Below are 23,084 nucleotides of genomic sequence, written 5' to 3' on the forward strand. Positions count from 1 at the left end.
TTATATTAAGGATCGAATTATCGTTTCGAAATCAGTTCTACAATTTTTAGAATCACTTCTACTGATTTTTCCATCGATTCTACTGGTACGTATTCAAATCTTCCATGAAAATTATGTCCGCCCGAAAATATATTCGGACAAGGCAAACCCATATAAGAAAGACGACTACCATCCGTTCCTCCGCGAATTGGAATAATCATTGGCTCCACGCCAACTTGCTTCATTGCTTCCTCTGCAATATCGACAATGTACTTCACCGGCTCAATTTTTTCGCGCATATTGTAGTACTGGTTCGTAATTTCCAAACTTACGCTTCCTTCGCCATATTTCTTGCAAAATTCATCACAAAGAGATTGTACAAATTGTTTTCTTGCTTCATAATTATGCATGTCAAAATCACGTATAATATACTGAAGGTTAGATTCCTCTACATTTCCTGCCATCGAAATCAGATGATAGAATCCTTCGTATCCTTCTGTTTTTTCGGGCACCTCATTTTCTGGCAAACGTGTTAAAAATTCATTGGCGATCAACATCGAGTTAATCATTTTGTCTTTTGCCATTCCCGGATGAACATTACGTCCTTTAAAGCTAATTTTTGCAAATGCAGCATTAAAATTCTCATACTGTAACTCCCCTATTTCACCACCATCCATTGTGTAAGCAAAGGCTGCTCCAAACTTCTTCACATTAAAAAAGTCGGCTCCTTTACCAATTTCTTCATCTGGTGTAAAGCCGATATGAACAGCTCCATGTTTTATTTCTGGATGCTCTGTTAAATATTCAATTGCAGTCATTATTTCTGCAACTCCTGCTTTATCATCTGCTCCTAAAAGCGTATTTCCGTTGGTGGTAATTATTGTTTGTCCTTTGTATTTCTTTAATTCAGGAAAATCAGCAACTTTCATTACAATATCCTTTTCTTCATTCAGTAGAATATCTCCTCCATCGTAATTTTCCCAAAATTGTGGTTTTACATGTTTTCCAGAAAAATCAGGACTTGTATCCATATGAGCTACAAAACCTACCGTTGGAACTTCATGATCTAGATTGGAAGCGAGTACTGCCATAATATAACCATTCTCATCCAAACTCACATTTTCCAATCCCATCTCTTCCAATTCTTTGGTCAACTCTTTTGCCAAAAACATTTGTCCGGGTGTACTAGGAGTTAATCCAGTTTCTGTATCCGATTGGGTATCGAATTTTACGTATCGTATAAATTTTTCTATTACGGCACTCATATCTGATGGTTATTTAATTAATGCAAAATAAACGCTTCCCAAATTAAGGTGGCGAAGCGTTTACAATATTACTAAAATGATGTTTGAAACATGAATGGTAATCAGATTTTCTTCCTACCAATTCACCTCTTTTTAAACATCATCCGATTTAAATTGAAAACCTAATCGTTTTCCAGTTGGTATTCTTGAATTCTGAATTTTTTCAAACATCTGACCTACCGACATGATTTTTACATTATCGTAGGGAGGAACCAATAAATCAAAATTTAAAGAGTAATTAATAGCTGTTTCAACAATATTACGAAGGTTAACCTGATCGGCAGTAGAAACGGATAAATCGGTTTGCAGTAAACCCAATTGTCGCTTCCCTTCTACAACATAATGCTTTTCTCTATTGATAAAAATTCGCGCTACTAAATACCCTAAATCCTCATATCGAGTATATTTAAAGGAGTCTGCCAAAAAATTATAGATATTAATAATGCCCGAGTAAGCATTATCTGGATCCGTTTTTACGTAAGATTGTTTCCATACATTATGATCTCTATTAAATTGAAATACATTAGTATGTAAGCTAAAAACTAAAACATCAGAAGCAATCTTAATTTCGTATTCAAATTCTCCTTTATCTTCAAAACTCAAAAGAATATTTTCATCAGCACCATTTAAATCGGCATTATATTCTTTAATTAGGTTACTAACCACAACTCGCAAATCCTCGAATATTTCCTTTGTGTTCTTATAAACATTTTGCTTTAAGGAAGCTTTATCGTGAATTGTCGATAAAATGGCAGCTTTGGTATTTAAGATATTCATTGTTTATTTGTTTAAATATGAGAAGTAAATATACAAAAAAACAGCCATCAGAAAACTGATGGCTGCTCTATAATATATAAAATCTACTTTTCTAGACTAGTAGGATTTTGCAAATACAACTCTTTGCTTCGAAGGTTTTCCTGTTACCATACAAACCCCTTCTTCTCCATCGCTTTCGAAAGGAATACAACGTATTGTTGCTTTGGTTTCTGTCTGAATCTTCTCTTCTGTAGCGGCTGTACCATCCCAATGAGCAAGGAAAAATCCAGTTTTACTTTCCAAAAGTTCTTTAAACTCTTCGTAAGTATCCACCTTTGTAGTTTTTTCTGCTCTAAAGTCGAAAGCTTTCTGAAAAATACTATTTTGAATTTCTTCCATTAAGTTTTCAATCACATCCTCTACTCCATCTATAGAAACTGTTTCTTTTGTTAGCGTATCTCGACGAGCCAATTCTATCGTTCCATTCTCTAAATCGCGAGCTCCAATCGCCAATCGAACAGGTACTCCTTTTAATTCATATTCAGCAAATTTCCATCCTGGCTTACGATTGTCACTATCATCGAATTTAACTGAAATTCCTTTGGCTTTAAGATTAGCTACAATAGGATTTATTTTTTCTGCAATTTTCTCCAGCTCTTCTGCTTTACGATAGATTGGCACAATCACTACCTGAATTGGAGCCAACTTTGGAGGCAATACCAAACCATTATCATCGGAATGAGCCATTACTAAAGCACCCATTAAGCGAGTTGAAACACCCCATGAAGTTGCCCAAACGTAATCTTCTTTTCCTTCTTTATTAGTGAATTTAACATCAAATGCTTTTGCAAAATTCTGACCTAAAAAGTGAGATGTTCCGGCTTGAAGCGCTTTTCCATCCTGCATTAATGCTTCAATGCAATAAGTATCCAATGCTCCTGCAAAACGTTCCGATTCTGTCTTGTGTCCTTTTAAAACTGGAACCGACATCCATTTTTCGGCAAATTCTCCATAAATATCTACCATCTGTTTGGTCTCGATCAATGCCTCCTCCTTAGTTGCATGAGCGGTATGACCTTCTTGCCATAAAAATTCAGCCGTACGCAAAAATAATCTGGTTCGCATTTCCCAACGCATTACATTCGCCCACTGATTACAAAGAATTGGCAAATCGCGATACGATTGAATCCAGTTTTTATAAGTGCTCCAAATAATGGTTTCGGAAGTTGGACGAATAATTAACTCTTCTTCCAATTTAGCATCTGGATCAACAATCACACCTTTTCCGTTTGGATCATTTTTTAAACGGTAATGAGTTACTACTGCACATTCCTTTGCAAAGCCTTCTACATGATCGGCTTCCTTACTCAAAAATGATTTAGGAATTAAAAGCGGAAAATATGCATTTTGATGACCGGTATCCTTAAACATTTTATCTAATTGAGCTTGGATTTTTTCCCAGATCGCATAGCCATAAGGTTTAATAATCATACATCCCCGCACCGGAGAATTTTCTGCTAAATCTGCCTTGATCACCAAGTCATTATACCATTGAGCGTAATTTTCGCTTCTACTGGTTAAAACTTTTGCCATTATATATCGTTTTGGTATGGTATTTGCTACTTTTAGTGTAGTAATAATTCATTACAAAAGTAAAAAAATAATCTTAGATAATTCATTATTGGAGGACACACGATGAAAACCTATTTTAAAATTCTATTCGTTACAGCACTCTTCGCTAGTAGTTGCTCCCCATCTTATATGGGAACAGTACTTTACGAAGATGATTTGTACTACAACCCAAACGAGGCTCCTTTATTAGTTCAAAAAGTAGAAGCCAATTCCCCTGCTATTCAAAAGAGCAATTCTTTAGCTCAGTCAATAGCAACAGAACCAACAACAAAAACCAGTCCAACTATTGGATCGGAAGCTCTTGATGATCGTAATTTTGATGCTTTGCAACAAAGATATACCGAAATTTTAAACGACGAATCAATTGAAACTATTGATACCTTAATTTACCAAGGTGATTCAGGTTACTACTTAGGTGGATTTTCTGGTTCGGAAAGGGATCAGGAAGAAGCACAACGCTTAAGAGACATGTATCCACAAGGATTTGGCTACTACGACAACAGTGGTTATAATACCGCTATGTGGCTAGCTGGTGATCCAGACTGGAACGTATATGTTGATGGAGACAATGTATGGTGGACACCAACTTGGACCAATTACCACATGTATAATGACTATAATTATTCTTCCATGCGATATGGTAATGCATTTGCTTACAACTATCCATACGGAAACTACGGATACAATTCCTATTGGGGATTTAATATGGGCTTTGGAAATGACTGGTATTGGAATATGAAATTTGGATGGGGATTCTCAAATCACTACTATGGACATCATGGGTTCTATGGTTCCTATGGCTACCCTGGATACTACGGTCATCATGGATATTATGGACATGGTGCATATAATAATTATGCTTCCTCAAGCTATAATGGGAAAAGAAGGTCGAATGATTATAAGGCTGGAGCAGCAACTAATGCGAACGCAACCAGAAGATCTGCTACAAATGCGGCTGCAGTTTCAACACGTAGATCTGCTAGTTCAGCAACAAATGCAAGTGCTGTAAGTACAAGTAGAAGATCATCTACTTCCACTTCATCAACCGCGGCTGATGTTAGAAGAAGTAATGCTGCTGCTCGTTACAGCTCAGGAAATGGAAACTCTTACGGAACAAGAAGAACTGTATTGGATGGAAACTCGAGCAGAAGATCAACTTATGGAACTACCTCAACAAATAGAACCGGGACTAGCAACAGAAGTAATTATTCCAACGGGAACACCAATCAAAATAGAAATAGTTATTCGAATACTCGTAGAAGTTCGTCGCCTAGCTATAACAAGCAACAAACAAATACAAGACCTTCTTACAACCGATCGTCAAATTCCAGCAAATCTAGTTATTCAAAATCATCAACAAGATCGTCTTATTCTAAAGTGAATAGCAGTTCGTCTAAACCAACCTACCGATCAGGTTCATCTAGATCTAACTCCAGTTACAGTAACAGTGGAACCAGAAGATCATCTGGAACATCTGGAACTTCAAGATCCTCTGTTGGCTCTACAAGAAGTAGCTCTGGCTCATCAGGAACTTCCACAAGATCATCAAGTGGTAGTTCAAGATCATCCAGCGGAAGTAGTTCCAGCTCTAGTAGCTCAAGAAGACGATAAAAAAATAATCACCGGAGTTATGTTCTCCTCTCTCCGGTGAATATAAATAAATCTATTACAAACAAAATTATACTATTTTTTACTTTTCGTCTGATTCCGATAGAAAATGATAATTCATTCCTTCCCTATTAGAATAACGCAAGACAAATTAAAAATACATTTTATGAAACGATATACTTTTTTGCTCATTTTGTCCCTAATAGCAGGAACTTCTTATTCTCAGAGTGTTGACAATGCCCTTAAATATTCGAAACAGGAATTTAATGGAACCGCACGTTCAACAGCAATGGGCGGAGCTTTTGGAGCTTTAGGTGGCGATTTTTCAAGTTTAAGTATCAACCCTGCAGGTGTTGCAGTATACCGAAGCTCTGAATTTACCATTACTCCATCTATCGAATATACAAAATCGAAAAGTAGTGGTTATTCTGAGGATAAGTACAGCTTTACAATGGGAAATGTTGGCTATGTAGCCAGTTATATACCAAGAATGGCTCCCGAAAAAGGATGGCAAAATTTCAACTTTGGAATTGGTTATAATCGCGTTGCAAATTTTAACCGCGAAGGCTATTTATTCAACTTAAATTCAGGAAGCTCTATACTTGATAAATGGGCTAATTTGGGAGCTGGGAATTCTCCGGAGAACTTATACTCTTTTGAAGAAAAGCTTGCTTACGATGCTTACCTTATTAACAATGATGATGAAAATAACTATCAATCGGTTCTTTTCGATAATGATAGAATGGACCAGCAAAAAAGAATAAACGAGAAAGGCTACATTGGTGAATATGTGCTATCTTTTGGTGCAAATTACGGACACAAATTGTACTTAGGAGCAACTGTTGGAATTCAAGATTTATACCATAAATCTACCACTTCTTATTCAGAATATTCTCTTGTAGGTAACATTACATCATTAAACGAATTCACTTTTAATGAATACATGACAACATCAGGACTGGGTGTCAACTTAAAATTTGGTGCTATCTATAAAATCACAAATAGTATTCGAGTTGGTGCAGCAATTCATACCCCTACATTTTATAACCTTGATGAAACTTATGACACTTCGTTAAGCTCAAATTTTGATCCAAATATTCCTGATGCATTTCCTGAAGATGGAAATGCTAACCACTCCTATCAATCGGAATTTGTGTCGAGAACCAATTACGATTTTCAAACTCCATTTAGAACCATACTTAGTGCGGCTTACTTATTTGGCCATAAAGGAGTTTTAAGTGCTGATTACGAAATAGTTAACTATTCGAATGCGGAATTTAACGATAGCGATGCAGGTGACTTAATGAATGACAATAAAAATATTAGCAACAGCTATCAATCCACTTCTAATTTAAGAATTGGTGCTGAATATCGTATTACTCCAAATTTAAGTGTTCGCGGTGGTTATGCTAGAATTGGAGATCCGTACAAGAGTTTTATTGACGAAAGTTACAACACCTACTCTGCAGGTTTTGGAATTAAACAAAATAACTTCTTCTTCGATATGGCCTATCAATACAAAGAGTTCGATGAAGATTTTGTACTATATTCAGGCAGTAATGACATTGCTAGCTTGAACAATACAAACCATCAGGTTCGAATGACATTTGGATTTAAATTTTAAGAACACTACTACTATATTTAAAAAGAGATTGCTGTTATGACAATCTCTTTTTTATTGCAAAAAAAAAGGCTGAAACAATTGTTTCAGCCTTTTTGTAATCCAACAATTGGATCTTATAAGATCATCCCCGCAGCAACCGTTTCGTTGGTTCCTTCATCGATAAGAATAAAACTTCCTGTTAAACGATTCTTTTTGTAAGAATCAAAAAACAATGGTTTTGCAGCTTTAAAAGATACGCAAGCAATATCATTTAAACCCACCAACTTATCATCAGCAACTTCATCTAAAGTATCTACATTTACTTTAAATTTCACATCACGAATCATACAACGAGTTTCGTTGGTTGTGTGTTTAATGGTATATTTTCCACGAGGCATCATAGCTCGTTCATTCATCCAGCAAAGCATTGCTTCAAATTCCTGACCAACATTCGGTACATTATTCGCGTCAACAATCATATCTCCTCTTGAAATATCAATATTGTCGCTTAATCGTAAGGTTACTGATTGTGGAGTAAAAGCCACTTCTTGCTCTCCAGTAAATGAATCGATCGCCTCAATAGTTGTCTCAATTCCCGAAGGTAAAACACGTACTTTATCACCAGGATGAAAAACTCCACTAGCTACTCTACCTGCATATCCACGGTAATCGTGAAATTCATCTGATTGTGGACGAATTACGTACTGCACAGGCAATCTTGAATCCCCATGATTACGATCATCAACAATTTTAATATTCTCTAATAAATCCAACAATGGAGTACCTGAATACCAATCCATTTTTGTTGATGCATCCACCACATTATCACCTAATTTTGCAGAAATTGGAATAAAACAAACATCCTTAATGTTTAATTTATCGACAATATTTTTTTGATAGTCTGCTTTAATTTTATCGTAGGTCTCCTGAGAATAGTCCACCAAATCCATTTTATTAATACACACAATAAGATGTGGTATTTGTAATAAATTGGCAATGTATGAATGACGAAGCGTTTGTTCAATAACTCCATTACGAGCATCAACCAAGATTAATGCCGCATTAGCGGTAGAAGCACCAGTTACCATATTTCGGGTATACTGAATGTGTCCTGGAGTATCTGCAATAATAAATTTACGTTTTGGTGTTGCAAAATAACGATAAGCAACGTCAATAGTAATTCCTTGTTCCCGCTCGGCTCTTAAACCATCGGTAAGTAATGCAAGATCGACTTCTTCATCGCCTCTTTTTTTGCTACTAATTTCAATAGCTTCCATCTGATCTTCGAAAATGGCTTTACTATCGTATAATAATCGTCCGATAAGAGTACTTTTTCCATCATCCACACTTCCTGCAGTGGTGAATCGTAAAAGCTCCATATCTAAATATCCTGCTGTTTTCTCTGACATATCCTTTTTTATTTGCTGTTAGCCTTTGGTTTTTAGCCACAAGCTTTACATTCAAAGTAATTAGAGGTCGGGAATTATAAGCTCCCCAACCTGCTGATGTATTCTTAAAAATATCCTTCTTTTTTACGATCTTCCATCGCAGCTTCCGATCTTTTATCATCGGCTCTGGTTCCACGTTCTGTAGTTCTGGTTGCCGCAACTTCTTCGATAATTTCCTCCAAAGAGTGTGCCTTCGATTCTACAGCTCCAGTACAGGTAGCATCCCCAATAGTACGGAATCTAACGATTCTTTTCTCTGTCTTTTCCCCTGGTCGCATTGGAATACAATCGCTTTTAGCCAAAAGAGTTCCATTTCTTTGAAACACTTCCCGCTCATGAGAAAAGTACAAATTAGGAATTTCGATATTTTCAAGATAAATGTATTGCCACACATCCATTTCGGTCCAATTCGAGATAGGAAATACTCTAAAATGTTCGCCCATGTGTTTCTTTCCATTAAAAAGATTCCACAATTCAGGACGCTGATTTTTTGGATCCCACTGTCCAAACTCGTCTCTATGAGAGAAAAAACGCTCTTTGGCTCTTGCTTTCTCTTCATCACGACGACCACCACCCATTGCACAATCAACTTTTAAATCTTCGATACCATCTAAAAGTGTAACTGTTTGCAACTTGTTTCTACTAGCATTAAATCCAGTTTCTTCAGTAACTTTTCCCTGATCGATAGAATCCTGAACGTAACGTATAATGATACGAGTTCCCGTTTTCTCCATCAGCATATCTCTAAACTCGATGGTTTCAGGAAAATTATGTCCCGTATCAATATGCATCATAGCAAAAGGCACCTTTGCTGGAGCAAAAGCCTTACGAGCTAAATGAAACATGATAATAGAATCTTTTCCTCCGGAAAATAGCATGACCGGATTTTCAAATTGAGCAGCAACTTCACGAATCACAAAAATAGATTCAGCTTCCAGTTCTCTTAAATGATTAATATTGTATTCCTTCATTCGAAAATATTTTATTTGCTTTCTAACAGACTATCTTTCACAATAATCTTATCTAATCAAGTCTACTTAAATTTCAACTTCACTACTTTTTTATTAACCGAGTCATCACGGCAGTTACAACTTTTTCTACCGACTCTTCGGGTGTCATTTCAGAGCTTGCAATTTCCAAAAATGGATTTTCCGGAGCCTCAAAGGGAGCATCCAATCCGGTGAAATTTTTAATTTCGCCATTCCGTGCTTTTTTATACAAGCCTTTAACATCTCTTTGTTCACAAACTTGATAGGATGCATTTACATACACCTCCAAAAAGTCTTCCGCTCCAATTATTTCTTTAGCAACCTCTCTAATCGCTATTGTTGGACTAACAAAACAATTGATTGTTATAATTCCACAATTCAAAAACAACTTTGAAACCTCGGCAATTCTTCGAATATTTTCAGTTCTATCCTCCTCCGAAAATCCCAAATTCTTATTAATTCCTGTTCGGATATTATCTCCATCTAAAATTTGAGTTAGAAATCCTTGCTTCTGAAGTTCCTTCTCTAATCCTATAGCAATGGTGGTTTTTCCAGAACCCGAAAGACCAGTCATCCAAATAACTTTAGAATTTTGATTTAAAAATCCCTCCTTATCTTCCCTAGTTAAAATTCGATCGAACACCGGATGAATATTTGTTGCTTTTGTGGTCATCAACTATTTTTTGTTATGATGTTTCTTACAATTCTATTTTTTGAAAAGTAAGTGCAAATGTACATATTATCAGTAGATTTTAAAAATATAAGTATTTCTCAATTTGGAATTTTTCACAAAAAAAATCCGGATTTTTCAATCCGGATTCCAAAACGTTTATTTCGTTTTTTATTCTTCTTTACAATCACAAGGATCAAAACTCTTATTGTATTGACGCATAGCTCTGTAACTCATTCCCATACTAGAAAAACCTCCATCGTGAAATAAATTCTGCATGGTAACTTTTCTTGTTAAATCGGAGAACATGGTAATACAATAGTTAGCACATTCCTGAGCATCAGCATTTCCAAGAGGCGACATACGTTCCGAAAAATCGATTAATGAATCGAAACCTTTTACTCCACTACCAGCAGTTGTCATAGTTGGCGACTGTGATATTGTATTGATACGCACTCTTTTTTCACGTCCGTAGATATAACCAAAACTTCTGGCTATCGATTCCAACATTGATTTGGCATCTGCCATATCGTTGTATTCATACATGGTTCTTTGTGCTGCCGCATAAGATAATGCAACTACCGATCCCCATTCTGCCATAGCATCCAACTTTTTAGCTGTTTGCAATACTTTGTGAAATGAAATAGCCGAAATATCCAATGTTTTTTTCAAGTACTCGTAATTCAATTCATCGTAAGCCAATCCTTTACGAACATTTGGCGACATGCCGATTGAGTGAAGTACGAAATCAATTTTACCACCCAAAATCTCCATCGATTTGGTAAATAACACTTCCAAATCCTCAGGACTGGTAGCGTCTGCAGGAATTACATGCGCATTACATTTTTTGGCCAACTCATCAATTGTACCCATTCGGATAGAAACAGGAGTATTTGTCAAAACAATCTCAGCTCCCTCTTCCACGGCTAGTTCTGCAACTTTCCATGCAATCGACATTTCATTCAAGGCACCAAAAATAATCCCTCTTTTCCCTTTTAGTAAGTTATACGACATATTTTATAAATATCATTTTTTCAGCATCAAAGATAGCACTTTAAATTAAGAATGATCCTAAATAAGCGCATTAATTAAGACTGAATAAATTCTTTAATTCGACTAAAATAAAGCTATTTAATTAGATAGTAACACTTTAGCATTCTCCAAAGCTGCCTGAGTAAGAGCTGCACCGCTTAGCATTTTAGCAAGCTCTTCTATTCTACTTTGATGATCGAGAAGTACAATATTTGAATAGGTTTCTTGCTCGTCATCTGCTTTATAAACCTTATAATGATTTTTACCTTTTCCAGCTATCTGAGGTAGGTGAGTAATGCTGATTACCTGAATATTTTCCGCCATTTTATTCATCATGGTTCCCATTTTGGCAGCAATTTCGCCGGAAACTCCCGTATCAATTTCATCAAAAACAATAGACGGCAAGGCTGTTGACGAAGATATTAAATACTTGATACTGAGCATTAGTCGAGACAACTCTCCTCCCGAAGCGACCTTTTGTACTTCCTCTAGTTGCCCATTCTTATTCGCACTAAACAAGAAACTCAAAGAATCGTGTCCCAAATACTGAAAATCTTCTCTAATCTGTGTTGCCAGCTTAAAATTTGCATTCGGAATTCCGAGTTGCACCAGTTGTTCTACGATGGTTTTCTCAATAGATGGAATTACTTTCACCCTACTATCTGTAAGCTTTTCAGCTGATTTTAGCAACAAATCCTTCTGTGCTTTTAATTGCTTCTTCAAATCGTCAATGAAATCATTACCCGAAACAATTTTATCCACTTTTTGTATTAATTCTTCACGTATTTGAATCAAGTCCTCAACAGAATTCACATGATGTTTCTGTTGCAAGGAATAAATCGCATCTAATTTCTGATTTAAAAATTCGATTCGAGAAGGATCTAGCTCTACAGATTCGTTACTTCGATCTAATTCCTGAGCAAGATCGTTTAATTCAATATAAGCACTCTCCAATCGTTCATAAAAACTTACTGCATCGGGAAACACATTTTTAATTTGAGCTAAGGCATTTCGTGCCTCTTTTAATTGCGTAACAATGGGAGATTCTCCTTCTGAAAGATTTTCGTAGGCTTTCACTAATCCCGATTTAATTTCCTCGGCATGAGTAAGAGTTTCCAACTCGGCTTCCATTTCAACTTGCTCTCCCGCAACTAATTTTGCCTCGAGCAATTGTTCCAGCTGAAACTGAAAATAATCCAAATCAGCTTTTTCTTTCACCGCCAACTCTTCCTGCTTACGAAGTTCCTGCTTTAATTTTTGAAATTTATCAAAGCATTCCTGATACTTTTTCAAAATCTCCGAATTTCCGGCGTAAGTATCTACAATTCCCATCTGATATTCAAAACTACCAATCACTAAGTTCTGATTTTGGCTGTGTACATCAATCAGGCGAAGACCTAATTCTTTTAAAACTTTTACGCTTACCGGGGTATCGTTTACAAACGCACGACTTTTCCCATTGGGAAGTATTTCTCTACGCAATAGTGTTTCCTTTTCATAATCCAATTCATTCGCTTCGAAAAACTTCTCTAAATGATATCTTTCGATTGAAAATGAACTTTCGATAATACACTTTTGCTCTTTATCTTTTAACACATTAACCTCTGCCCTTTGGCCTAAAACTAAGGACAAGGCTCCTAAAAGTATTGATTTACCCGAACCTGTTTCCCCGGTAATTACTGAGAAACCATCTGAAAATTCAATATCCAGCTTTGTAATTAAAGCATAATTCTGAATTGATATGGATTGAAGCATAAAAATCTATAAAATGATGGTGGTAACTGGCAAGACGAAGCGATTTTTAACGAAGTTAGTTTTCACTTTGCCCAATTATAGTATTATATTTTGAAATATTAGCAGGATCAATTTCACTTAGGATATTATAAACTCTTTTCTTTTCATCCGTAAATGATTCTGAAAAAATATTTACCAACTCATCTGCTTTTGCATCAAAAAATATTTGAAGGATAAAGGATCCAGGCTTTGCCCGATATGCTTTTTGAAGTAATCGTAAACTCTCGGCAATCTCTGCACGTGATTCGGTTAAACGTTCTGCCATATTATCTAAACCCAGACGATGATAGCGATACAAACACTCGCGCACCGGACTATAAGCGTTATTTAATATATTCTCAATTAACCAATATCTGTTTTTTCTACTTTCGTATGCCTTCCAGCCTTTTACGCTTGAGTTTTGCATTTTATTGACAATGTCCTCTGCTTTGGCAAAATAAACACTCCCTCCATCCATGGAATAAGTATCGTAATCTAAACCTAAAATAATATAGGCATAATAAGATAGTAAGGCAGTTAAACTACTTGGCGTAGTTGCCTCGTTAAATTCTATTGTTTGATATTCTACGTATTTAAATTGAACATCATCGTCTTTAAAATTTAGCAATACACTATTGTAAGAAGAGTTATATACTGGTCGACTAACTTGAACCTGAACCGACCCTTTAAATTCATCCGCAGCAATTTGACTGGTAAGATTAATCATGATTGTACATTCAATTCTCTCGTCGTAACTGTAAACATGATCGGTCCAGCGATTGGTATTCATAAATTCATAAACCGAAGTCTGAAGCGTTCTGAACACCTGCTTGTTGGTTCCCTGAATTTGTTGACTCACAATTTGAACATTACACCTTAACTCCTGAGAGAACAAAGGTGTGGAAAGAATAAAAGCAAATAACAATACAATAAATTTTCGCATAATTGAATTTCAAAAGTGAACAGCTAAAGTTAAAAAATTTAAACGGAAGTGAACCAACATTTATTCTTCATAATATGCAATCAATTCATTAACGATATCTTTTGCGACCTCAGTTTTGCTTTTTAACTCATATTTTTTACTCTCACCGCGCTTATTAATAATCGTTATTTTATTGGTATCGTGTTGAAATCCAGCTCCCTTGTCGTTCAAAGAATTTAAAACAATAAAGTCTAAATTTTTCTTCTCCAATTTTAATTTAGCATTACTTTCTTCGTTGTTTGTTTCTAGAGCGAAACCAACCAGAAACTGATTTTTTGATTTAATTGCACCCAAAGATGCAGCAATATCTTTGGTTGGAGTCAATTCGATACTATAATTTTCCTTTCCTCTTTTTACTTTTTTGGTTTCGGTAATTAATGGTGTAAAATCGGCTACAGCAGCCGCCATAATCCCCCCATCACAAGTAGGAAAAGCCTTTAGCGATGCCTCGTACATTTCTTGAGCAGAAACAACATCAATACGTTCAATATTTGAATTTTGAGTACTTAAAGAGGTAGGGCCAGTTATTAAAACAATCTGAGATCCCTGGGAAGCTAATTCTTCGGCTAAAGAAAAACCCATTTTTCCAGAGGAGAAATTGCCAATAAAACGAACTGGATCAATTTTTTCATAAGTTGGCCCTGTGGTAATTAAAATCTTCTTGCTACTTAGTTTTTTTTTTTGGTTTCGAAAAACTCCACAACTTTTTTTACAATTATTTCGGGCTCTTCCATTCTTCCTTTTCCATAAAGTCCACTTGCCAACTCGCCACTTGATGGTTCAATAAACAAATCGCCATAGGAGCGTAAAGTCTCCATATTTCGTAAGGTGGCAGGATGCTTAAACATATCCAAATCCATTGCAGGGGCATGAATCACCGGACACTTCGCCGAAAGATAGGTGGTTAAAAGTAGATTATCACAAATACCATTTGCCATTTTAGCCATTGTATTTGCAGTTGTTGGAGCAACAATTAGCACATCGGCCCAAATTCCCAAATCTACATGACTATTCCAAGCACCATCATCGTGTCTAAAAAAATCTGACAGCACCGTGTTTTTAGATAGAGTAGCCATGGTTACCGGGGAAATAAACTCCTTTGCATAGGTAGTCATGATTACTTTTACATTCGCTCCTTCTTTCACTAACAAACGTACTAAGGAAGCAGCCTTATAAGCCGCAATACTTGCAGTAACTCCAAGAATAATGTTTTTATCTTTTAACATAAACAAGTCTTAAAAATAAAAAGTTCCCTTTTATAACAAAGGGAACTAATAAACTATTTTGTAACTAATCTTCTGCTTGCAACTCTTTTGCAGGATTTCTATAATAGATTTCTCCATTAATAAATTCCTCGACTGCAATTAAAGATGGCTTTGGCAATCGCTCGTAATACTTAGAGATTTCAATCTGCTCGCGATTTTCAAAAACTTCTTCCAAGTTATCTGTATAAGATGCAAACTCTTGCAATTTCTTATTCAGTTCACTTTTCAGTTCAACAGCAATCTGATTAGAACGCTTCGCCATAATCACTACAGATTCGTAAACATTACCAACTTCCGCACTTAACTCAGTCATGTTACGGGTAATTGTAGAACTTGCTGCATTTGTTTTCTTGTAATCCATACTATAAAAGAATTAGATCTATTTTAAATATTCGTATTAAACTTACTCAAGTAGGCTTCTATACCTTCAATCATTTTTTCAGCACGTTTTTGGTACTTACTTTCAGGGAACTCATCAACAAAAGAAAAATACTCTTCTTTTGCCAGATTATATCTTTCTCTTTTCTTATCTGCAACACTTTTAGACGCCAACTCGAAACGCGACTCCAAAAGCATAAACATTAAATCTTCGCGGTAGGATGAACCTGGATAATCCTTAATACTATTTTGCAAAGAAACAATTGCCGCAGGGAAATGTTCTCTGTCGTAATAATTTCTTGCACTTAAGTAGGATTTCAACACCAATTTATCCTGCATTTCATCAATGTAATCGTTACACTTTGGAATTCTTGTAGAATTCGGATAACGATTAATATATAATTGGAAAGCATCAATAGCATCCTTTGTGGATGTTTGATCCAATCTTGGTTTTGGTGATTCTAAATAGTAGCAATATGCACTCATGTACAAACTTTCTTCAGAATAAGGACTATCTGGAAATGTTTTTAGAAAATTTCTAAAAAAATAACCGGCAGAAATATAATCTCCAGAACCATACGAACAGTAAGAAATATAGTAGCTAATTGTTTCTGCCTTGCTTGTTCCACGATAAATTGGCAATAACTCTTCAAACAGAGTTGCTGCTTTCACATATTCTTCTGCATTGTAGTACTCGACAGCCTTCTTATATTTTAAAGGATTATCGTTACTCTTCAACAGTTTTTGATACTCGCTGCATCCACCTAAAACAAAGGCGAACAGTAAAAAAAGATAAACAATTTTTCTCATAGGTATAGCTACTCTATTTTTTTGCATTTTGCAAAGATATAGTTTTCAAGCGAAATATAGGATACTTTCTACTCATATTATACAATTCTTTATAATTTATTGCTAAAATTCCAAAAAACATTACTTTTGCACAGTTGCAATACAAAACATTTCAAAAAAAGCATAGACTGTGGATATATTTGACAAAGTTACCTCAAAAAGAGGAAATCTAGGGCAATACGCTAAGCAAGCTCATGGATATTTCGCATTTCCTAAATTGGAAGGTGAGATTGGATCAAGAATGAAATTTCGTGGAAAAGAGGTTCTTACATGGAGTTTGAATAACTATATTGGATTAGCAAACCACCCAGAAGTAAGAAAAGAAGATGCTGAAGCATCTGCTAGATGGGGATTAGCATATCCAATGGGAGCACGTATGATGTCTGGGCAAACAAGTCGCCATGAAGAGTTAGAAGCTCAATTAGCTGATTTCGTTAAAAAACCAGATGCCTTTCTTTTGAATTTTGGTTACCAAGGAATGGTATCTATTATTGATTCCATGGTTGGTCGTCATGATGTAATTGTTTACGATTCTGAATCGCATGCATGTATCATGGATGGTTTGAGACTTCATGTTGGAAAACGTTTCGTATTTCCACACAACGACATGGATAACCTTAAGAAAGAATTAGAAAGAGCAACCAAATGGACTGAAAAAACAGGTGGTGGAATTCTTGTAATTACTGAAGGAGTATTCGGTATGGCTGGTGACCTTGGTAAATTGGATGAAATTTGTGCTCTTAAAGACGATTTCAACTTCCGTTTACTAGTGGATGATGCACACGGATTTGGTGTAATGGGAAAAACTGGTGCTGGAACTATTGAGCATTTTGGTGTTGAAGACAAAGTAGATTTGCACTTTAGTACTTTTGCAAAAGCAATGGCTGGAATTGGTGCTTTTATCGCTTGTAGCGAAGAAGTTGGTACTTATTTAAGATATACAATGAGATCACAAATTTTTGCGAAATCATTGCCAATGCCAATCGTAGAAGGTTCTATGAAGCGTTTAGAATTATTAAAAACGGAACCAGGACTTCGCGAACAACTTTGGTCTGTAACTAAAGCATTACAATCAGGATTAACTAAGGCAGGTTTAAACATTGGTGTTACAGAATCTCCTGTTACTCCAGTTTACCTTTCCGGCAGTGTTGCTGAAGGAACTCAGGTAACTATGGATTTAAGAGAAAACTACAACATTTTCTGTTCGATCGTTGTTTATCCAGTTATTCCTAAAGGACAACTATTATTGAGATTAATTCCTACTGCAACGCATACTTTAGAAGATGTTGAGTATACTGTTAACGCATTTAAAGAAGTTGCTAAGAAATTAAAGGATGGTAAATATAGCAACGAAAAATTTGCTGATATTTTCAATCAATAGTATTTTAATACAATACAACATTAAACGACATTCTTTTGAGTGTCGTTTTTTTTTGCTCAAAAAAATACCCGACTACTTAAATAGCCGGGTATTATATCTAACAAAATTGTGTTTATTCTCTTTCGGCAAGAAATCGCTCGGCATCCATAGCTGCCATACATCCCGAACCTGCAGAAGTAATTGCCTGACGGTAGTGAGGATCTTTTAAGTCACCTGCAGCAAATACACCTGGAACATTTGTTTTGGTAGTATCTGCTTCTGTTAATACATATCCTTGCTCATCGGTTTTTAAATACTTGCTAAAAACTTTTGAATTAGGAGTATGTCCGATTGCTACAAAATAACCATCAATTTTAATGTCTACCTCTGTCTCATCGGTCTCGCCCATTCTCTTAATTAACTTCGCTCCCTGAACCACACCTTCGCCATAAAGCTCTTTGGTGTTGTGTTCGTATAATACTTCGATATTTTTAGTTCGAGCAACTCGATCCTGCATTGCTTTTGATGCACGTAAATAATCTTTACGAACAATTAAATATACTTTTTTAGCTAATCCGGCCAAATAGGTTGCTTCTTCGGCAGCGGTATCACCACCTCCTACGACAGCAACATCCATTCCACGGTAGAAGAATCCATCGCAGGTTGCACAAGCAGAAACTCCTGAGCCCATGTATTTTTCTTCGGTTGGAAAACCCAAATACTTAGCTGTAGCACCCGTTGCCAAAATAACTGTTTCGGCCATTACAATCTTCTTACCATCCACAATTACTTTATGAGGATAGGTAGAAAAATCTACTTCGGTTACTAATCCCCAACGGCAATCAGTACCAAAACGCTCCGCTTGTTTTTTTAAATCAGCCATCATAGCAGGACCTGTAACTCCATCGGCGTATCCTGGAAAATTATCGACTTCGGTAGTTGTTGTTAATTGCCCTCCTGGTTGCAAACCTTCAATTAACACAGGACTCAAATTTGCTCTTGCGGCGTAAATTGCTGCTGTATATCCTGCAGGACCAGATCCAACAATCAGACATTTTACATTTTCCACATCTCCCTCAGGTGCAGTAGGATTGGTATCCTTCAAATTCATTGATTTAAATTCCATATATGTTAATTATTCTGTTTCTAAATAAGTTTTGAGTAGCAAACTTACAAAATATCTAGATAACTACAAGTGTGTTTATTCATAGAAAAAGTAGATGTTAACATCAATTAAGTCGAATCTTTCCATACATTTCCTTTTGACAATTCTTAGACATAAACTATATTTGCGCTCTACAATTATCGGGGCGTAGCTCAGCCAGGTTTAGAGTACACGTCTGGGGGGCGTGGGGTCGGAAGTTCGAATCTTCTCGCCCCGACAATGTAAGATTACTGATTATTAAGCGATTGCACGCCATGCAGTCGCTTTTATTTTGCCTTATTTTTACTTAAATATTGCGGTTTAAGATGCTTTTTGTAGCTTTAAAAGTGCCATTAATCGTCCATGGAATTGCATGAATTCTCTCCGTAAAATTTTTCAATTGCTCAATCATTTCTTTAAAAGATGGTGACTCGCCATAAATCATTTGTTCCTGCATAGTATTGTAATCTTTCTCCCAAGCGTTTATCATTTCAGGTATTGGAATCAAATTAATGCTTTGTGGTTGATGCAAATTGTAATCAACACCCCCCAATTTGGCAAATCGATATCTATGATTCACAATGGTTTCATAAAGAAGCTTGTCTGCAAGCGCAATATCCGCAAATTTGGTTTTCGATAATTGAGAAACATCGTAAAGGTGACGGCTTAGCCGATCCACTCTAATTTTCTCAATCGGTCTTTGAAATTCTTCGTGCAATAGAAAGATTTTCTCGAGCAAAGTCCGTTCTGGATTTACCGTTGGGATTTTTATACTTTTTTGGGAAAACAGAGCCTCTGAATATGTTTCATCTACTATTGATGAGAATTCTCTCTCTGAAAATGGCTCTTTTAATGAACGGCAACCAATCTCAATCTGAACTCTGGGTTGGATGTATCCCGGCGAAGGGATCACATTGGGATAATAAACTTCGATAATCCGAGGATCCTGATCAGAATCTTTTGCATCGACCAGTGCCAGTTTGACATCTGTCAATCCTTTTACTATAAATTTCGCGGATAATTCAGGAAAGAAAAGCTCAGTAATGTATCTGTTGGATTCTTTTCGGAGTTTGGTTATTTCCTTTTTCCTGGTCAATTCTCCATCAAAACCTAAAAAGCTACGGTCAACAGCCAAATCCACATCCTCAGAAAACCGTTCTATCAAATTCCAGGCTTTACTCAAAGATGTTCCTCCTTTGAAAACCAAATGCTTTCCAATCTCCATTTCAAAAATAATGGCAAGTGTTTGTACCACCCACCAGTCTTTTTCAATGGCAAATGGGGGAAGACCTGTTTTCGAGCTCAGTTCATTAAATACAATTACTTTTTTCTCAGAGGAGATATTATAAAATCTGTTCATTTTAGTTCAGTGCTTTTTTCATTATTTTTTGGATCCAAACTGGCGCCAAACTAATATCGTGAATCAAATGCTTTGGATCTTCTTTCTTTAACAAGCCAAGTATTTTAACTTCTTCTTCATCATAGATCTTATCCTTACCAATTTCTTTTAAGGCTTGAATGACCAAACTACTAATTTTCCCTTTTGCTGAAAGAACTTTAGGAGTTGTCTTTTTTAATTTGATTGTTACCTTACCTACTTGAATTATCCTTGGAGCTCCATCAGTAAGAAAAACTAACTTCATTGGCACTTGTGTACTTAATCCTAATGCATTTAACGCATATGCCCCAGTAGGCATTAAACGAATCTTATCGCGCTTAGCAATTGACTGAGCAACCTCCTCTACTGAAGGTCTTAATTCCCCTATCAAATCATCTATAATTGGACGATAATAAATGCCATGAGCAAGTCTCCTTATGAAACCCTCCTTTTCCAAGCGATGCAAAGCAAGTCTTACCGCTTCGGAAGAACCGCATATTTCAAAATCGTCAGGAAAAAGCACAGCACCACGCTTTCGACCAAGAACTCTATCTTTAACCTGTTTTTCAACCCCATACATAATAATAAAAGCTTTATTTTGTAACAAATTTAGCAAATATTTGTTACAAAACAACAAGTCGAACAATCACTATATTGTCTCATACAAAGTAGATATCCGCGACAAAAAAAAACGATCTAAACTGTAATAATCTATTGCTTGCATCCAAAACTTCATTCTCAAAACTATCGAGATAAATTTGAGTTGTTTTCCATTTTACGCTTCCTTTTTTTACTTCTATTCCATTTTCTAAAACAGATATTACAAATTTCTTCCCCCCTTGCCCTTTTTGTCTACTTGCTGTTTGACGGATATTAATTACCTCCTTGGTACATGCTTGAAATTGGTGTATTTCACCTACTTAAAACTTATTAAGCATTGCTCGCCAATCCGTTTTAGTTACGAGGATTTCTTTTTTCATAATTAAATCTTAAATTCGTTATGACAATTGTTATCGCATGCAACATTACAGATATTTTCTGTAATGTTTTTAATCGTCAACTTGATGGAAAATCACATATCTTTGAATATCAGCAAGCTTGTTGATAAAGAAAATTTGAGCAAGGATGCTTTTGGTAGACTATTCGATCTTAAAAGAGGTGCAATTTCATCATATATCGATGGAAAAGCTTTACCTAAAATTGAAACACTTCAGAAAATTTCTGCACGATACAAAATCTCAATTGATGAATTAGTGAATAAGGAAATTGATGCAAAACGATCAGTAAATGTTAGTGATATTTCTGAAATAGAACCATACGAAAGTCATGCTATTACAATTCCTCTTTATAACTCTGAAGCTTCAGCGGGAATTGGTCAATTACAACTAAATAACGAATATGTAATAGATAATTTGCAGGTTCCTTTCGCTCGTGAAAATGATATTGCTCTAACTATTGTTGGAGACTCAATGACACCAGCTATGCAAAGTGGAGATATTGCAGTTGTTCGAAATATGCCAAATTGGAATGATTATTTAGAATTCGGAAATATTTTTATTGTTGTTACCGAACATGAGGTCTATTGCAAAGTGATTTCTAAAAATGAGGAAAAGGAAATTTTCACACTTAAAAGTTATAATTCCAACTACAGTGAATTCGAAATCCTTAAGAAATTTATAAGACAAGTTTATAAGGTAATTGGAATAATTTCGCAGAGGAGTTATTAGAAGAATAACTCTATTTTTGAATGAAATCTTAAATCCTATGAAGACAACACCTATTATTTAAACACAACACTTAAATGAACAATAAGATTACAGATGAAATAGATTTTAAAGTAGTAGATCAATTACATGCAGCTACTTTAAATTTTTCAAATACTAGTATCGAATTAAAAAAAATGTACGTAATAATAATAGGTATTGCTGTTCCAGCATTGTTAATTCTAAATAAACAAAATTTAGATACTTCAATATTTGTTGTTCTTTACCTGCTTTCTGTTATATTTTGGTTGGTGGACAGTTTTACATATCACCATCAAGTTAAATTACGACTAATAGGTAATAAAAAACTAAATGAAATATACAACAGAAATAATTATAACTTCAATAAAACCAAACCTAAAAATTTTATAATAGATCCTTTTCGAAAAAATGAAATAATCAATGCCTTATGTAATTCTTCACATATATTGTATTATTTATGTTTTCTTGTAAATTCAATTGGTTTTATACTATATAAGTTTGACTTCATTACATGAAATATTTCATCAGTTACACATTGAAAGACAAAGAGATTACAAAAGAATTTCTTGAATTTGTGGTGAAACTATATAGCAAAAAGGATTCGGTATATATAGACTTACTTAATAATGATTCTTCAAATAAACAAAAACGTGTTATACATGAACTTGATTCCAGTGATATCTTTGTATTAATTGAATCGAAATCGGTATATAAATCTAAATGGGTTCAGATTGAGATTCAACGTGCAAAACTTGGTAATAAAAAGTTTAAAATTATCAAATTGGAAGAAATAATTAAGATACAAAACAACCAAAAAACGTACAAATTCAAGACCACTCTCTCGTAACCACTGGCCTACTGATAATTAACAATAAAACGAATTGAATACGATGTTGAGAATGAAGATATCCTTTGGAGTGTTAGTCCTAACTATCCCAGATTTAAAATTTTCAAAGTCGATATTGTAGAAATAAAAAGGGTTTGCTTTGTGTATAATCCTAAATAAATTCATTAAGTCATTATTCAAAAATATTATAGATACTAAAAATGGGCATGTATAGGCTATAATACCCTAAGAAAATTAGACCAGGAGCTTAATTGAAAAATAATGTAAATTAAACTCATGGAAAAAATGAAAAGAACACGTCGTAAATTTAGCTCAACATTTAAAGCAAAAGTTGCAATAGAA

Annotated in this window: 22 protein-coding genes and 1 tRNA gene; 7 read left to right on the forward strand and 16 right to left on the reverse strand. The window is 35.3% G+C overall.

The window, feature by feature from the left end; all coding sequences use genetic code 11:
* Window positions 1–17: 17 nt before the first annotated feature.
* From pepT to proS, 3 genes are all read right to left on the reverse strand, one after another.
* Complete coding sequence (pepT, locus tag BZG02_RS10730) at window positions 18–1,244, reverse strand: peptidase T (protein WP_101261424.1); 1,227 nt, start codon at window positions 1,242–1,244, stop codon at window positions 18–20.
* Window positions 1,245–1,376: 132 nt separating this feature from the next.
* Window positions 1,377–2,060 (reverse strand): hypothetical protein, encoded by a 684-nt coding sequence (locus BZG02_RS10735; RefSeq protein ID WP_101261425.1) that lies wholly within the window; start codon window positions 2,058–2,060, stop codon window positions 1,377–1,379.
* Between the two features lie 96 nt (window positions 2,061–2,156).
* Window positions 2,157–3,632, reverse strand: coding sequence for a proline--tRNA ligase (gene proS / locus BZG02_RS10740; protein WP_101261426.1), 1,476 nt, complete (start codon window positions 3,630–3,632; stop codon window positions 2,157–2,159).
* Between the two features lie 102 nt (window positions 3,633–3,734).
* On the opposite strand from proS, the gene BZG02_RS20705 reads away from it, so the two are divergent.
* Together BZG02_RS20705 and BZG02_RS10760 are read left to right on the forward strand one after the other, a co-directional pair.
* A complete protein-coding gene (locus BZG02_RS20705) occupies window positions 3,735–5,282 on the forward strand; it encodes a hypothetical protein (protein WP_143470452.1) in 1,548 nt (515 codons plus the stop codon).
* Between the two features lie 163 nt (window positions 5,283–5,445).
* Window positions 5,446–6,903: an OmpP1/FadL family transporter gene (locus BZG02_RS10760; protein ID WP_180335693.1), complete on the forward strand. Its 1,458-nt coding sequence runs from the start codon at window positions 5,446–5,448 to the stop codon at window positions 6,901–6,903.
* A gap of 113 nt (window positions 6,904–7,016) precedes the next feature.
* On the opposite strand, the gene BZG02_RS10765 is transcribed toward BZG02_RS10760, so the two are convergent.
* The 10 genes from BZG02_RS10765 to BZG02_RS10805 all read right to left on the reverse strand — a co-directional run bounded on the left by BZG02_RS10765 (window position 7,017) and on the right by BZG02_RS10805 (window position 16,256).
* Window positions 7,017–8,291 (reverse strand): sulfate adenylyltransferase subunit 1, encoded by a 1,275-nt coding sequence (locus BZG02_RS10765; protein WP_101261431.1) that lies wholly within the window; start codon window positions 8,289–8,291, stop codon window positions 7,017–7,019.
* 104 nt (window positions 8,292–8,395) lie between these two features.
* The gene (gene cysD / locus BZG02_RS10770; protein ID WP_101261432.1) at window positions 8,396–9,301 is read right to left on the reverse strand and encodes a sulfate adenylyltransferase subunit CysD; all 906 of its coding nucleotides are present in this window, start codon (window positions 9,299–9,301) and stop codon (window positions 8,396–8,398) included.
* An 82-nt stretch (window positions 9,302–9,383) separates the two neighbouring features.
* Window positions 9,384–9,992, reverse strand: coding sequence for an adenylyl-sulfate kinase (gene cysC, locus BZG02_RS10775; protein WP_101261433.1), 609 nt, complete (start codon window positions 9,990–9,992; stop codon window positions 9,384–9,386).
* Between the two features lie 168 nt (window positions 9,993–10,160).
* Complete coding sequence (locus BZG02_RS10780) at window positions 10,161–11,003, reverse strand: enoyl-ACP reductase FabI (RefSeq protein ID WP_101261434.1); 843 nt, start codon at window positions 11,001–11,003, stop codon at window positions 10,161–10,163.
* Window positions 11,004–11,120: 117 nt separating this feature from the next.
* Complete coding sequence (recN, locus tag BZG02_RS10785) at window positions 11,121–12,776, reverse strand: DNA repair protein RecN (protein ID WP_101261435.1); 1,656 nt, start codon at window positions 12,774–12,776, stop codon at window positions 11,121–11,123.
* A gap of 55 nt (window positions 12,777–12,831) precedes the next feature.
* On the reverse strand, window positions 12,832–13,737 hold the full coding sequence (gene porD, locus BZG02_RS10790) for a type IX secretion system protein PorD (protein ID WP_101261436.1): 906 nt from the start codon (window positions 13,735–13,737) through the stop codon (window positions 12,832–12,834).
* A gap of 60 nt (window positions 13,738–13,797) precedes the next feature.
* Complete coding sequence (locus BZG02_RS21120; protein WP_342746971.1) at window positions 13,798–14,553, reverse strand: phosphopantothenoylcysteine decarboxylase domain-containing protein; 756 nt, start codon at window positions 14,551–14,553, stop codon at window positions 13,798–13,800.
* Complete coding sequence (locus BZG02_RS21125) at window positions 14,445–15,002, reverse strand: flavoprotein (RefSeq protein ID WP_245868080.1); 558 nt, start codon at window positions 15,000–15,002, stop codon at window positions 14,445–14,447. The genes BZG02_RS21120 and BZG02_RS21125 overlap by 109 nt, the downstream gene beginning before the upstream one ends.
* A gap of 64 nt (window positions 15,003–15,066) precedes the next feature.
* Entirely contained in the window at window positions 15,067–15,402 is a 336-nt protein-coding gene (locus BZG02_RS10800) for a DNA-directed RNA polymerase subunit omega (RefSeq protein WP_101261437.1), read from the reverse strand.
* 23 nt (window positions 15,403–15,425) lie between these two features.
* Window positions 15,426–16,256: an outer membrane protein assembly factor BamD gene (locus BZG02_RS10805; protein WP_218972218.1), complete on the reverse strand. Its 831-nt coding sequence runs from the start codon at window positions 16,254–16,256 to the stop codon at window positions 15,426–15,428.
* A gap of 142 nt (window positions 16,257–16,398) precedes the next feature.
* On the opposite strand from BZG02_RS10805, the gene BZG02_RS10810 reads away from it, so the two are divergent.
* Window positions 16,399–17,649, forward strand: coding sequence for an aminotransferase class I/II-fold pyridoxal phosphate-dependent enzyme (locus tag BZG02_RS10810; RefSeq protein ID WP_101261438.1), 1,251 nt, complete (start codon window positions 16,399–16,401; stop codon window positions 17,647–17,649).
* A 112-nt stretch (window positions 17,650–17,761) separates the two neighbouring features.
* On the opposite strand, the gene trxB is transcribed toward BZG02_RS10810, so the two are convergent.
* Window positions 17,762–18,754, reverse strand: a complete 993-nt coding sequence (gene trxB / locus BZG02_RS10815) for a thioredoxin-disulfide reductase (protein ID WP_218972219.1) — start codon at window positions 18,752–18,754, stop codon at window positions 17,762–17,764.
* Between the two features lie 180 nt (window positions 18,755–18,934).
* Here trxB and BZG02_RS10820 point away from each other — a divergent pair.
* Window positions 18,935–19,010: transfer RNA gene (locus BZG02_RS10820), tRNA-Pro, on the forward strand.
* A gap of 69 nt (window positions 19,011–19,079) precedes the next feature.
* Here the strand turns inward: BZG02_RS10820 and BZG02_RS10825 are convergent.
* Entirely contained in the window at window positions 19,080–20,132 is a 1,053-nt protein-coding gene (locus BZG02_RS10825; protein WP_101261439.1) for a nucleotidyl transferase AbiEii/AbiGii toxin family protein, read from the reverse strand.
* 1 nt (window position 20,133) lies between these two features.
* Window positions 20,134–20,757: a DUF6088 family protein gene (locus BZG02_RS10830; RefSeq protein ID WP_218972220.1), complete on the reverse strand. Its 624-nt coding sequence runs from the start codon at window positions 20,755–20,757 to the stop codon at window positions 20,134–20,136.
* A gap of 457 nt (window positions 20,758–21,214) precedes the next feature.
* Between BZG02_RS10830 and BZG02_RS10835 the strand changes: the two genes are divergently transcribed.
* The 3 genes from BZG02_RS10835 (at window position 21,215) to BZG02_RS10845 (ending at window position 22,742) form a co-directional block, all read left to right on the forward strand.
* Window positions 21,215–21,877 (forward strand): LexA family transcriptional regulator, encoded by a 663-nt coding sequence (locus BZG02_RS10835; RefSeq protein WP_180335694.1) that lies wholly within the window; start codon window positions 21,215–21,217, stop codon window positions 21,875–21,877.
* A 74-nt stretch (window positions 21,878–21,951) separates the two neighbouring features.
* A complete protein-coding gene (locus tag BZG02_RS10840; protein WP_101261442.1) occupies window positions 21,952–22,410 on the forward strand; it encodes a hypothetical protein in 459 nt (152 codons plus the stop codon).
* A complete protein-coding gene (locus BZG02_RS10845) occupies window positions 22,407–22,742 on the forward strand; it encodes a TIR domain-containing protein (protein ID WP_101261443.1) in 336 nt (111 codons plus the stop codon). Before BZG02_RS10840 ends, BZG02_RS10845 begins: the two co-directional genes overlap by 4 nt.
* The last annotated feature ends 342 nt before the right edge of the window (window positions 22,743–23,084 follow it).

The sequence above is a fragment of the Labilibaculum filiforme genome (assembly GCF_002843315.1).
Classification (GTDB): domain Bacteria; phylum Bacteroidota; class Bacteroidia; order Bacteroidales; family Marinifilaceae; genus Labilibaculum; species Labilibaculum filiforme.